Genomic DNA, 12,402 nt, shown 5'->3' with positions numbered 1-12,402 from the left:
ATGAAATACCTATTTAGCGCAGTGTGCTTATGGCTGAGCTTAGTCTCGCTGCCGGCAGTGGCCAATGATGTATTAACCCATACCCCGGCAACGCAATGGTTGGCTCAATACCTGTTGCAAGGGAGTCCAGTGCAGGCGACTTACCTGCCTCCGCAGCGATATGGCTTAACGCGATTACCGCATTGGTTTTCCGGCAAAGGGGAAGCCCAGGTCGGGTCTCAAGCGGGCGCGGCTAAAGCCGTCATTACAATCGCCAGCGTGTGGCCCCAAGACCCGCTTTTTCCAGCGGCTCGCCAGCACAATATTCAGGTGATTGAAATCGATGCTAGCCAAGCCATCGACCCTTATGCTCGCTCTGTTGCTACAGTAGCAAAGTCTGATGGCACTATGTCGCCTTACGTTTGGCTGAACACGGCAAACTTGGTTGTGATGGCGCATATTATCAGCCAAGATCTCCAGCGAATTTGGCCAGAACATCAGCAGCAAATAGCTGACAATCAGGCCCGCTTAGTCGTTAAAATCAACCAACTGCAATACGATAACAGTGAATGGCTGTTACAAAAGCAGATTGATGCTGTGATCGTATTGTCCGATAAGCTGAACGACTTTGTTGTGGGCAATGATTTAATGGCTGTGGCTCAAGGGCCGGCGTTGACGATTGCTTCAAGTGATGCTGATATTGCGCAACTTAACAACTGGCTACAACAGTACCCTCAGGCTTGGCTAGTGTTGGATAAAGCATTACCGGGCGAAATAGCCAAGCACTTGCCTGCAAATACACAGGTGCTGGTTGTCGACCTTATCGATCGTAAGCAAATTGTCTTGAAGCAAGGCTTACAAAGATGGCAGTTGTCTCAGGGCAAGGTGGTCAAGACCGGTAATAAGCTATAACTGCAATGGCGGCAGCAATACCCGGTATTGCTGCACCGCCAGTGTATCTCGGTAAATCAATTGTTGGCCCCAGTAAACTTCGAGGTAGTAGGGACTCGGCATGAGAGGGATGGCATAAAATATAAATGTACCATAAGGATCGGTGATTGCCGGTCGGCTGCGGCCTATTTCTGGATGTAATAAGAAAACGGTCAACCCTGCAATGGCTCGGCCGTTTGCTGCCGAAGATATTTGCCCTTGAATTTCTGCTTGTGGGTTTTGTCCCCACGCCGCGCCAGTGCTTAAAAGCCAACACACATAGCCTATCAGTATCAGTCTCATCGCGCCGCTCCAAACTGACTGTGGTTGAGATCAGGTAAGGTATCAAGGTTTGGCAACGGCACTATTTTCGACTCCAGCAAACTGGCTTTGGAAACTTTTTGGGTTAAGGTTATTTGCCCTAAATCGGCTTGTTTATTAGCGGTATCGACTTGGATTGTTTTGACGTGATTGTCGTAACCTGGGGCTGATACCACGATTTGTAGAGTATCTAGGCGAGGGTGAAAGGTTTCGACTAACTCGCCTTGGTGAGATAGGCCAGAGCTCCAAGTACCCGTTTTGATTGAGATAAACACGGGTTCGTCAATGCCAGTGGTCGTTCCTGTTACGGTAAGGGTATTGATGTTGGGTTTACCCATTACCACGCTGAAAAATACAAACATTAAACCGATCAAAAAGATGCCTAATGCCGGATACTGGGTTGATATGCGCAATTCTTTTTTATAAGCAATCGTAAAGGCGTCGGGGGTAGCAGTTTTAGAAAGGGAAATCGCGCCTTTGTATAGCAATAAAATACCGCCGGCTACCATGATGACACCGCACAAAGCGCCAGCTAAAAGCAACAGATCAAATGTATTCATGGCTACTCCCTAGCAACAGAGTAAAATCGCCCTGATATATTACGTGGCCGCTCATCGCCGTCGCTACCTTATTAAGTTTAGTATAAATAAGCCGCTTCCTTGAAATTTATCACCGAACAGCAGATGTTTGTTATAGTGCCAAGAGACGTTTCTTGTTATTAAAGGCAATTGATTGCAACCTCTAGCCAGCGGCTTTTTGTTAACCCGCGCCAGCACCTCCTCTTCTCAAGGCGTAGTGAACGAGTTTTGGGTCAAAGGCGAACAGCAGCGATACCGATTATTAACGGCGCCGGAGCCGGTGGTTTTTTTTGTTGAGGCAAGCCAGCAAGACCACCTTGCTGGCTTGCTAAAAGCTTTTCGTTACCAACTTAAGCCTCTCGGTTTAACGACCTTTGACCATCAAGCCGTGATCGGCCTTTACTTTCACTCGGGTTATCAAGCCAACCAAGCGGCGAAGCTTTTACAAGGCGCAAATATTGCGGTTTATGAAAGCGATATAAAGGCACCCGATCGCTATTTGATGGAGCGGTTTATTCAAGGTGGCATGCAGTTTACTGGCAATTTTCAAGCCAAAAACGGCTATGTAGAAGTCACCAATGCACAGCTCAAATCAAGTCCGTTTGAACCGAATTTTAAAACCGTTTCTCTCGATATTGAGTGTTCAGAAAAAGGCGTACTTTACTCCATTGGCCTTTATGCTGATTGGGGTGAGTGGGTTCTGATGGTCGGAGAGCGTGAGGCAACGGCGACTCATGGCAGCGAGGATGTACCTGCCTTTGTTCATTGGTACGAACATGAAACTGCGCTGTTACAAGGGTTTATCAGCTGGCTTAATCACTACGACCCGGACATTATTATTGGCTGGGCGGTCGTCGGCTTTGATATGCGTTTACTCATAAAGCGAGCAATAGCTTGTGGCTTAAGCCCTGAGTTTGGTCGCGCGGGTTCAACTGCGCGCTGGCGTGATAGCCAACAAGGTGCCGGTTTCATGGACTTATCTGGCCGGGTGGTGATAGATGGCATCGACGCGCTCAAAGTAGCGACTTATCAATTTGACAGCTTTTCATTAGAGTTTGTGGCTCAAGCCTTACTTGGGCAAGGGAAAGCAGCGGACGATGTCGACAATCGCATGGCTGAGATAAATCATAATTTTGCCCGCAACAAAGTCGCACTCGCCAAGTACAATTTGCAAGACTGTAAATTGGTATGGGATATTTTTGAGCACACCCATTTGTTAGCGTTTTTACAGCAGCGTACTCAATTAACCGGCCTTGAGCTAGAGCGCAGCGGCGGGTCAGTTGCGGCGTTTACCAATTTGTACTTGCCTAAAGTGCATCGCGCCGGTTATGTGGCTCCTAATTTACCTGCTGATGGCGGTTTAGCGAGCCCCGGTGGATACGTCATGGAAAGCGCACCGGGTTTATACCAAGACGTACTGGTACTCGATTACAAGTCTTTGTACCCCTCTATCATACGCACCTTTAAAATTGACCCTGTGGGCTTAATTGAAGGATTAAAGCAACCCGAGCATGCCATTCCCGGCTTCTTAGATGCCATGTTCAGCCGTGAAACCCACTTTTTACCTGATATCATTCATCAGTTGTGGCAAGCCCGCGACCAAGCTAAACAGCAACAAGACAGCGCGGCGTCACAAGCGATAAAGATCATTATGAATTCGTTTTACGGGGTGTTAGGCTCTGGCGGCTGCCGTTTTTATGATACTCGCTTAGCCAGTTCGATCACCCTGCGCGGTCATGACATCATGAAGCAAAGTAAAGCGTGGATTGAAGAACAAGGCTATCAAGTAATTTATGGTGACACAGACTCGACGTTTGTCTGGTTGAACCAAGCCACTACAGCCGAACAAGCTAATCAAATAGGGCAAGACTTAGCGCAGCTGATTAACCAAAATTGGCAACAAAAGTTAGCCCAGGAATACGATTTAACCTGTCATTTAGAGATGGAGTTTGAAACTCACTACCATACCTTTTTTATGCCGACTATCAGGGGCACGGACAAAGGCAGTAAAAAACGCTACGCCGGTTTAACCGGCTATGGGGACCAAGAAAAACTGGTGTTTAAGGGGTTAGAGACGGTACGTTCTGACTGGACGCCACTGGCTAAGCAGTTTCAAGTAACCTTATACCAACGAATTTTTGCAAATGAAGATCCTTCTGAGTTTATTCGTGAGTGGGTTGAGTCGACTCGTCGCGGCGAACGTGATGCCGATTTAATCTACAAAAAGCGGTTAAGGCAATCTCTTAACAGTTATACCAAAAACATTCCTCCTCACGCCCGGGCTGCGATGCTGGCGGATGACAAAAACCGTAGCCTTGGAAAACCGCTGCGTTATCAGCGCAAAGGCAGTATTGAATATTTGATGACGCTCAGTGGCCCACAACCGATGGAATACATCAGTAGTTTGATAGATTATGATCACTATGTTGATAAACAAATTAAGCCCATCGCTGACGCTATCTTGCCGGCAATAGGTTTGGACTTTGATGCCATCGTAGACGACCAATTAGGGCTGTTTTAATCACTGATGCCAATGATTATTAAAGTCGTTTAAGGCTAGCCATTTTAATTAAATGGTTCTAAGCGTTTTTTAGGATATGGTACCACTTCAAACATTATATGAAATGAGTGCGTTAGATTGAACGCTGTTGCTTGTTTCATTCTTGGCAATGTTGGGAATTAATAGCACCTTTGGCGAAAGGTGAATCGGTTTTTGCTTTGACACTCCAACAGTGCACTCCAATTATTCATTTCTTACTGGCTAAGAACGTGATTTTTAAAGTTGGGTTGAGTTCATGTTTTAATTGTATTTTCTGTGATGGCTAAGTTTGTTACAATTCGGTGGTTTTTATTTTAACAAGGATTTGTTATGTCTCGTTTTGCGTTTTTTATTTTATCATTGGCAACCCTCTCTGCTTGCGGCGGCGGAGGCGGAGGTGGCAGCGACGGGAGTAGCAGCGATAAAAGCTTGAAGTTTTCAAGTCCAGATGAATCTATTGTTGTTCAAGGCCATACTACAGATATGGTGTACTCAACGGTTAGAGTTAGTGCATCTGGAGAAGCAGATGGCTTAGTTTATTTTGGTATTGTAGATGAATCAGAAAGTATGCTGAACTCTGCTTTCATTAATGTCACCTCTGACACTGAAGGATTTTACGAATTACAGTTCAAACCCGGTTATATGATTGGTGATGGAGAAAGTCAAACCTCGTTAAATCTCATGTTCTGTTACGATGAAAATTGTGAAAAACATGTAAAAGGTTCACCGCTAAAAGTTAACGTTTCTTATCTTGTGGATTTGAAAGAACGTTTATCTGCTAGCGATAACGATTTAATACTATCCAGCGAAATCGGTAATAGTGAAGGTGAAAACATTATACAGAAAAAAGCTAATGTATCTGGCCCATACATAGAGCAGTTGTTTTATAAAACCATTCACGAAAAATCTATCGCCACAAGTTTTGTTGAGACCAGAGAAAATGGTGTGATTGACTTAGATCTACAATTGAAATTACCCCATATACTTGGTGAAGGCAGGCATCAAGGAGAGATGTCTTTGCACGCTTGTTATGATGAAGATTGTGAGTATCCCGTCCATGGTAGTCCGGTTATTTACTCCGTTGACTATGCAGTGAAACCAGCAACGATTAATGATACATCGATTGCAGTTAATAGCAGCAAGCGGTTGCCATTTAATGTACTAGACACCGCCTATTTACAAGGCTTAGATGTTATAGCTATGACATCGTCTTTCCCGGATAATGCTGTTTACATTTATGACATTCAAGCAGACCGAACCGATAAATTTCCATTATCTGGTACTCCAAAAGTATTAACTGTAGATAACAGTAGTAAACTTGGTCGAATCGCAATACTACAAGGGAGTTATTATGAACAACAGATTGATATTATTGACTTTAATAAACGAGATAAATCTAACTCTCAAGTTCAAAGTGTTTTCCCGTCTGTAGCGGTACAAAACTTAATTGTTAAAAACGATACTTTATTACTCGTTCCTGACGGAAATTCTGAACCATTATTTCGTATGAGTATTAACACATTTGAAGAGCAAGTGTATGAGGGCTTAGGACATGATTTTAGTCAGAATAAAATAGTTATGAACTATGACGCTGATATGGCTTATACGCTATCAACCAGCTCTCCAAAACGCATTGTCTACACCAAGCTCAAAGAAAATTTGGATTTTGATGGCGAGCATCATGTCTATCATGATGATTATTATAAATATGGCTACTTTTGGTTGGGAAAAAATCATCAGTTTGTTTATGGTGGATACGGAGATATCTTTTCGCTGAAGGAACCTGATGAAAAAATCGGTACATGGATTGGGGGAATTACTAACGATGAAAGCGTTACTGGAAAATTTATTGCGTTTTCTGATAATGGTGACCAGATCGCTGTCACTGAAAGTAATATAGTTAGCAACTGGCAAGATTTTGACTTTTTATCGGAAAGTGAGATAAAAATAATAAATAAAGAAGACAAGCGTTTGTTGAACTCTATTAGTCTTTCAAAGTTGGATAATAAGTTTCACCATGCAAAGTGGTTATACTATAGTAGTAATAATCAGCTTTTCGCTATTTCTCAGGATGCTAGTGAACCAAGCTTGGCAAATACTTTCATTACTAAAGTTTTGAAATAAATAAGATGGTGAGCTGTATATTTTTTAGCTTTATATAGTTACTGTTTATACTGAAACGTTTCGAGTGTATGATAAACATTCATTTTTAAAGTAGGTAACTCTCATGCTTAAAATATACAGTTTAGCCGAATATACTTTTTTAACTGATATATCAGAGTTAAAAAATCACTATAAAGACTCTAGTTTTAGCCTGCTTTCAAAGAGAGTTATTTAGTTACTACACTTTAAAAGCTCCTGAGTGCTGGACTAGAGTGCTGACGCCTATGAGAGTTGGTTCTTCTCCAATAAGTGAAAACGCATTTTGCTTGTGTTAACAATGTGTTCAGTTTTGTCACTTTGTTGAAAAAACACCATACAATTTGATAGGAAATCGAAATGACATCATGCTTACAATGGCAATACCACCTTCAAGATATTGATTGGCAGGCTTTATCGCATTTGTATCACATTGCGCCGTTAGGCGACAAACCGGCCGATAAGCTCGAAATGGTGTTTAGCAACAGCCGCTATGTATGTTTTGTATTTAAAGGGGCAGAGCTTATTGGCGCCGGCCGAGTGTTAGCTGATGGCTATGATTGCGCGTATATTTGTGATGTGGCCATTCATCCGGATTACCATGGTCAAGGTTTAGGCAAGGCCATTATGCAATACTTAATCAACCAATCGAGTGAGCATAAAAAAATCCTGCTTTACGCGGTACCAGGCAAAGAGATATTTTACCAAAAACTAGGCTTTAAAATGATGAATACGGCCATGGCCATTTTTGAGAACGAACCAGCCATGATAGCCAGCGGAGTGATCCGCTGATAGATTCTTGCGTGTTTAATGTGTAAAAGCCGTTAGTTAATATGACGCTGTAAACCAGCGCCGCTTAAGCTTATAACTCCATATATTAATGCATTAAGAAAATCTGCTATCCGCTTTAAAGGAACGCGCTCGTTCCTTTTTATGGCATAAAAACAAGCCGCCCCATACCAAGCCCAGAAATAACAAACAATACCAACCACTGGCTCCCACAAAATAGAGCATGGCTGTACAAAATAGTAGCGAAAATAGCGCAGCCATCCTGCTTCGCCCTTTTAATAACATACTTCCTGCAGCTGCGGCCGCGCAATAAATAAGCACGAATTGAGCATTAGCAAACTGCAGGAAGTCGTCGAAAGACCATTGAAAATAAGCTCTGGCAAGCAGTGTCATGGCGATGCTGAGCACTACTAAGATTAACGCATAGATGGCTGAACCATTGGCCAAACGCGTGTTGAGCCAAGTCTGAGAAGTGTTTTCCCCAAAGCTGGCGAGCATATTTGTAAAACTAATCACGTATAAATTGACCGCACACAAGCAGCCAAGTAACCCCATTAAGGCCACCAACTTTTGTCCTAATGGACCAATGCTATGCTGCGCCAGCAGGGTCACAGAAAGTAAATTCTGCTGTGCACTACCATATACCTGATAACGTAACACGCAGTAACTCAGTAGCATATAAATGGCGGCAGCTATCGCCACGCCAAGTACAACGGCGCGAGGAAAGTCGCGAGAAGGTTGAGCAAAGTGGTTCGCGACGTGGCAAATGGCCTCAATACCTACAAAACACCAAAACATGATTACCATAGCTGCGCCTATCATTGACAAAGAAGGAGCGCGGTTATCTGTTATAGCGGGAGCGTTAGGTAATGACCACAAACAGATGGCCACTACTACACTGATTAAAACCACGCTAATGCTGCATTGAATAAAAGCAGAAGTGGTAAAGCGAAGGCAATTTGCAATAAAGACTAAGACCAGCAGGGTGATTTCAATATAGCTGCTCGCGCTTAAATTTATATCGAATAACTGACATGCATAGCCAGCACCTGTGATAAACACCACAGGCGGGCCAATGGGTGCAATACTGACATACAAGACGCCAATGGCTTTAGCTGCGCGCTGACCAAAAGCTTGTTGCACGTAATAAGCAGTGCCTGCTTGATGTGGAAAGCGCTTACCAAGCGCTGAAAAAGTTACGACGATTGGCATCATGGCCGCAATAATGAGCGCCCAGGCTAATAATGAATAGTTACCTGCCGCGCTTGCGGCGAGAGCGGGAATAATCAGTAAACCTGAGCCCAGCAATGTTGAAAGTAATAAGCTGGCGCCTTGCCATACATTAATTTTGCCCGAAGGTTGCGCCATCCATTGCTCCAAGTTGTGCGGTGACTGAAAGTGTAGGGTATCAATACATAAGATCTGGGTTACCCCGTATGTTAAAACCATGCGGGAAAAGTAAAATGCTCTTAGTCAATGAATCATCAATTAACGATAGACAGCTTAGTATAGAAGCCGCGGCGAAAAATGGAGATATCACCCAATGTTGATGTGTTTGTGGGTATTACTTAAATTCGTATTATTGAAACCTGCCATCTTAAAGCCGCTGCTGGCTGCTTTGTTGATCCTTGCCGCCCTTTACCTCAACATGTCACGCCACGAAGTGATACTGTTTTTACCGCGCTTTGAGAAAACGCGCCGTGTATTTGGTCTTTTCATCCAGCAAATTGCAAATAATATCCCTGCTCCCATCAAGCGCAGACGTCAACAAATATTGGCGAAGCGACAAGCATTATTGGCGCTGGTAAAGGAAAAAATGCGCTTATTTATGCCGTATCAGGCAGGGGAATTGGCGCCTATTCCTGTTGCAAATAAATAAGCGGTTTATCACTCATTTTCACTGAAATGTCTGGATGACATGATACCTTGGTTTACTACCAGTCGATGTTTTTTCCCTGCCAGTCGATGTAGCTGGCTTGTTGGTCTGCAGGTAGTTTGGCGAGGTTTGCCAGTAATTGCTCGGCGACAAAGGCGGGCTTGAATAACGCCTCGGGTGACACGTTTTTTTGAAACGGCTGAGACAGTAGCGTATCTGTTGTACCCGGGTGAAAAGCAACCAGTTTGACTTTTTTTGCCCGACGAGCGTATTCAATGGCGAACGTTTTAACCAACATATTCAGCGCAGCTTTGGAAGCGCGATAGCTGTACCAACCGCCGAGACGGTTATCATTGATACTGCCAACTCTGGCGCTAAAACAGCATAGGTGGCAGCCACTGCTTTGTTGCAAAATGGGCAGCAAGTGTTGCATCCATAATGCTGGCGTGATGCTGTTAGCTTGAAATGACTGCACTAACTGATATTGGTTAATGTGTTCGAGGCGTTTTTCTGGGCTGATTTTGTCGTTATGTAACAAACCATTGAAAATTATCGCGTAGCGAAGCTTATCAAGGTCGGTCTCATGAGCAATGCGTGCGCACACCGCTTCGATGTCGCTTTCGCTGTTGTCACACACCAGAGAAGTTAAGTGAGGGTGTGAAAACGCCAATGCAGTACGACTAACGGCAACGACCCTGTTGCCTTGGGCCAGTTGTTGGTGAGTCAAGCTTTGTGCGATGGCGCTGTTAGCCCCAATGACGAGACAGAGGGTTGTCTCAGTATTTGATATCACAACGGCCAGACTCACATTCTTGCGGTAAACGAGATTGCCCAGTTAACAATTTAGAAATTTTGTAACGGTTTTTGGCAAAAAGCAGGTAACCTTGATCGGCAAACGGCTTTATCAAGGGTTTTCTGAGTAAGCCAACCAGGCACCCTTTGCCCACCAATGACCAGGCTTCATAAGTTACATCTAAACCCAGTAGCAATTTCCCGTCAGCTGTTTCAGCGTGCAGAATATCGTTAGCTTTGGTGACGTCTATGTGGGGAAAGCGCTCAGAGAAATCTTGGGCGTTGATGTCTTCTAGCGAGATGGCATTATCGATGTCACGACGCTTGATATTACGCATTTCGTTTTTGCAAAGGGGACAAAGTCCATCGTAAAAAATTCTTAGCTTCATGATTGTTCCTTAAATCAACAGCAACCAAACGCAATGTAAGGCAATAACGGTAAATGTTAGGCGCACTCGCATGATGTGATAACCCTGAGGAGATTGCTGGGAAGAGAAGTGATTGATTTCCAGCAGCAGTGTCAACGCATACCCAAGTGCCAATATTAGCAATGCAATGCCTTGCTGTTGATACAATAAGGCAAAAAATGCTGCCAAGGCAAAGACATTGCTGTGGATCCGCATAAAATGTGTCTTACTGTTGTCCACTAGATTCAAGGTTCGTCCCCATACGGCGCCTGCCATAAAGCTTAAAATACCTGCCGAGTAGGCGATAAATACTTGGCTGGCGGATAAACCAAATAACGAGGTTTGTTGAACCTGAGCAAAAGTGGCAACGAAAAACGGCACCAGACCGGCGTAACCAAGGGTTTGCCAATTGATGCTAAACCTTTGTTGGTTTTCAATCTGTGAAAACAGTAAAGAGTGACTTTGCTGAGACCGCTTGGCCTTGAATGGCGACATAATGAACTACCTGATAACTGTGTGCTTATAAACACTAACGTTTCAGGGTCAAGAAAAGATCAAATATACCGCGTTCGAAGGGAGACCCGTGCGCTTGGTAACGATAAAGCGCACTGCAATGAGGACTATGTGGTGGGAGCTTACCGTCAGCCGCCAGAAAACTTTACTTTATAGCCCTTCTTTTCAAGCATTTCTTTAGCTAAATCTCGTTGATCGCCTTGCATCTCAATCACGAAGTCTTTCACACTGCCGCCGGTGCCAGAGCGCTTTTTAAGCTCTTTCGCCAGTACCTTTAACGCTTTTTCATCGATACCTAAGCCACTGATACAGGTGACACCTTTGCCCTTACGGCCTTTCGTTTCTCGGCGAATACGCACAAAGCCATCCGATTCGGGAACGGCTGCTTCTGCTTTTTCAGGGGCTATTCTGCCGCTGTCGGTGGAATATACGAGTGCCATATTGGCTCCATTTTGAATTTTGACACAGTGTAAACAACCCTAAGGTGGGTTTCAATGCATGCTTTTCAGGCGATAGTTAAGCATGACAGAGATATTTACTTAATGATTCCGTTGTTAATGCAAGGTACTGTTTTTATTTTGTTATCAACTTGCCTTGTTGGCGTGATAGTTTCGTTATAACTGGCGCTTAAAGTAAATCATGCATCAAGCATATTTTACGAGGAGCGACACCATGAAAACCCTATTACCACTTACCCTTATCGGCCTTTTTTCAGCTAGCGCACAAGCTGCTGAACTGGATATCACCATCACTAATGCCACCGGCGGCATTGCATTTACGCCTTTGGCTGTGGCTACCCACCAAGCGGGCATTAACATATACCAAATTGGGGCTAAGGCTTCTGGCGGCTTAACTGCGTTAGCAGAAGGCGGGAATACGGCGGGAGTGATTTCAGAAATCAACCAATCCGGGTATGGATACGCCAAGCAATATAACCCCGAAGGCGGTTTAACCCTGCCGGGTCAAGGGTATCAATTTTCTATCGACACCATGGATTACGAGTATTTATCTTTGGCCGCCATGTTGCTACCAAGTAATGATGGTTTTGTTGGCCTTAATAGTTGGAAAATTCCCACCAAGGCGGGCTCATATACCATTAAACTGAATGGTTACGATGCTGGCACTGAGCTCAACGATGAGATTGTCAATGGTGGTGGTGCGCCCGGAGTTGCCGGCATCCCCGCTGCGCCGACAGGCATGCAACAAACCGGTGCCGAGATGTACCCATATTTGAGTGAAACTGGCTACGTACATATCCACCCGGGCATCGTAGGCGACACCGACAGCCAAGGCGGTTATTCAGATTTAGACAGTCGGGTACACCGATTTTTAAACCCGGTAGCGAACATTACCATTACAGTAAAACAAGACGCAGTCATGGCTTGGGATGGTGAGCAAGTCGAATACCAAGTAGATGAACAAGTGACTTACATGGACGTAGTTTACAAAGTGGTACATGCACATACTTCCAGTCCAACTTGGACCCCAAGTAATGTGTGGTTTTTTGAAGCAATAGAATAATCGTTGTTGATTTGGCAA

At 44.3% G+C, this 12,402-nt stretch carries 13 protein-coding genes; 6 read left to right on the top strand and 7 right to left on the bottom strand.

Annotation, left to right across the window (positions count from 1 at the left end):
* Complete coding sequence (locus D1Z90_RS10115; protein ID WP_119910631.1) at positions 1–891, top strand: metal ABC transporter substrate-binding protein; 891 nt, start codon at positions 1–3, stop codon at positions 889–891.
* Here D1Z90_RS10115 and D1Z90_RS10110 read toward each other — a convergent pair.
* Positions 886–1,212, bottom strand: coding sequence for a carboxypeptidase-like regulatory domain-containing protein (locus D1Z90_RS10110; RefSeq protein ID WP_119910630.1), 327 nt, complete (start codon positions 1,210–1,212; stop codon positions 886–888). The genes D1Z90_RS10115 and D1Z90_RS10110 overlap by 6 nt on opposite strands.
* Positions 1,209–1,790: a hypothetical protein gene (locus D1Z90_RS10105; RefSeq protein WP_119910629.1), complete on the bottom strand. Its 582-nt coding sequence runs from the start codon at positions 1,788–1,790 to the stop codon at positions 1,209–1,211. The genes D1Z90_RS10110 and D1Z90_RS10105 overlap by 4 nt, the downstream gene beginning before the upstream one ends.
* A 172-nt stretch (positions 1,791–1,962) precedes the next feature.
* On the opposite strand from D1Z90_RS10105, the gene D1Z90_RS10100 reads away from it, so the two are divergent.
* From D1Z90_RS10100 to D1Z90_RS10090, 3 genes are all read left to right on the top strand, one after another.
* Positions 1,963–4,329, top strand: coding sequence for a DNA polymerase II (locus tag D1Z90_RS10100; RefSeq protein WP_119910628.1), 2,367 nt, complete (start codon positions 1,963–1,965; stop codon positions 4,327–4,329).
* A gap of 348 nt (positions 4,330–4,677) precedes the next feature.
* Positions 4,678–6,471 carry a hypothetical protein gene (locus D1Z90_RS10095; RefSeq protein WP_119910627.1) on the top strand — a complete coding sequence of 598 codons (1,794 nt, stop codon included), beginning with the start codon at positions 4,678–4,680 and terminating at the stop codon, positions 6,469–6,471.
* A gap of 375 nt (positions 6,472–6,846) precedes the next feature.
* Positions 6,847–7,278, top strand: coding sequence for a GNAT family N-acetyltransferase (locus D1Z90_RS10090; RefSeq protein WP_119910626.1), 432 nt, complete (start codon positions 6,847–6,849; stop codon positions 7,276–7,278).
* A gap of 93 nt (positions 7,279–7,371) precedes the next feature.
* Here D1Z90_RS10090 and yjeH read toward each other — a convergent pair whose 3' ends face one another.
* Positions 7,372–8,643, bottom strand: coding sequence for an L-methionine/branched-chain amino acid transporter (gene yjeH / locus D1Z90_RS10085; RefSeq protein WP_158587099.1), 1,272 nt, complete (start codon positions 8,641–8,643; stop codon positions 7,372–7,374).
* Between the two features lie 175 nt (positions 8,644–8,818).
* Between yjeH and D1Z90_RS10080 the strand changes: the two genes are divergently transcribed.
* Positions 8,819–9,154 carry a hypothetical protein gene (locus D1Z90_RS10080; RefSeq protein WP_119910624.1) on the top strand — a complete coding sequence of 112 codons (336 nt, stop codon included), beginning with the start codon at positions 8,819–8,821 and terminating at the stop codon, positions 9,152–9,154.
* 55 nt (positions 9,155–9,209) lie between these two features.
* Here D1Z90_RS10080 and D1Z90_RS10075 read toward each other — a convergent pair whose 3' ends face one another.
* The 4 genes from D1Z90_RS10075 to yciH form a co-directional block, all read right to left on the bottom strand.
* On the bottom strand, positions 9,210–9,944 hold the full coding sequence (locus D1Z90_RS10075; RefSeq protein WP_332835980.1) for an SDR family NAD(P)-dependent oxidoreductase: 735 nt from the start codon (positions 9,942–9,944) through the stop codon (positions 9,210–9,212).
* Positions 9,928–10,332, bottom strand: coding sequence for a thiol-disulfide oxidoreductase DCC family protein (locus D1Z90_RS10070; RefSeq protein ID WP_119910623.1), 405 nt, complete (start codon positions 10,330–10,332; stop codon positions 9,928–9,930). Before D1Z90_RS10070 ends, D1Z90_RS10075 begins: the two co-directional genes overlap by 17 nt.
* Positions 10,333–10,341: 9 nt before the next feature.
* Positions 10,342–10,845 (bottom strand): DUF3429 domain-containing protein, encoded by a 504-nt coding sequence (locus D1Z90_RS10065; protein WP_119910622.1) that lies wholly within the window; start codon positions 10,843–10,845, stop codon positions 10,342–10,344.
* A gap of 146 nt (positions 10,846–10,991) precedes the next feature.
* The gene (gene yciH, locus D1Z90_RS10060) at positions 10,992–11,303 is read right to left on the bottom strand and encodes a stress response translation initiation inhibitor YciH (protein WP_119910621.1); all 312 of its coding nucleotides are present in this window, start codon (positions 11,301–11,303) and stop codon (positions 10,992–10,994) included.
* 232 nt (positions 11,304–11,535) lie between these two features.
* On the opposite strand from yciH, the gene D1Z90_RS10055 reads away from it, so the two are divergent.
* Positions 11,536–12,384, top strand: coding sequence for a spondin domain-containing protein (locus D1Z90_RS10055; RefSeq protein WP_119910620.1), 849 nt, complete (start codon positions 11,536–11,538; stop codon positions 12,382–12,384).
* The last annotated feature ends 18 nt before the right edge of the window (positions 12,385–12,402 follow it).

The sequence above is a fragment of the Motilimonas pumila genome (assembly GCF_003596335.1).
Lineage (GTDB): Bacteria > Pseudomonadota > Gammaproteobacteria > Enterobacterales > CBDFNC01 > Motilimonas > Motilimonas pumila.
This window is presented reverse-complemented; position numbering and strand designations above follow the sequence as displayed.

Coding starts and splice junctions, on each gene's coding strand:
- D1Z90_RS10115 (WP_119910631.1), top strand. CDS start 1: ATGAAATACCTATTTAGCGCAGTGTGCTTATGGCTGAGCTTAGTCTCG.
- D1Z90_RS10110 (WP_119910630.1), bottom strand. CDS start 1,212: ATGAGACTGATACTGATAGGCTATGTGTGTTGGCTTTTAAGCACTGGC.
- D1Z90_RS10105 (WP_119910629.1), bottom strand. CDS start 1,790: ATGAATACATTTGATCTGTTGCTTTTAGCTGGCGCTTTGTGCGGTGTC.
- D1Z90_RS10095 (WP_119910627.1), top strand. CDS start 4,678: ATGTCTCGTTTTGCGTTTTTTATTTTATCATTGGCAACCCTCTCTGCT.
- D1Z90_RS10090 (WP_119910626.1), top strand. CDS start 6,847: ATGACATCATGCTTACAATGGCAATACCACCTTCAAGATATTGATTGG.
- yjeH (WP_158587099.1), bottom strand. CDS start 8,643: ATGGCGCAACCTTCGGGCAAAATTAATGTATGGCAAGGCGCCAGCTTA.
- D1Z90_RS10080 (WP_119910624.1), top strand. CDS start 8,819: ATGTTGATGTGTTTGTGGGTATTACTTAAATTCGTATTATTGAAACCT.
- D1Z90_RS10070 (WP_119910623.1), bottom strand. CDS start 10,332: ATGAAGCTAAGAATTTTTTACGATGGACTTTGTCCCCTTTGCAAAAAC.
- D1Z90_RS10065 (WP_119910622.1), bottom strand. CDS start 10,845: ATGTCGCCATTCAAGGCCAAGCGGTCTCAGCAAAGTCACTCTTTACTG.
- yciH (WP_119910621.1), bottom strand. CDS start 11,303: ATGGCACTCGTATATTCCACCGACAGCGGCAGAATAGCCCCTGAAAAA.
- D1Z90_RS10055 (WP_119910620.1), top strand. CDS start 11,536: ATGAAAACCCTATTACCACTTACCCTTATCGGCCTTTTTTCAGCTAGC.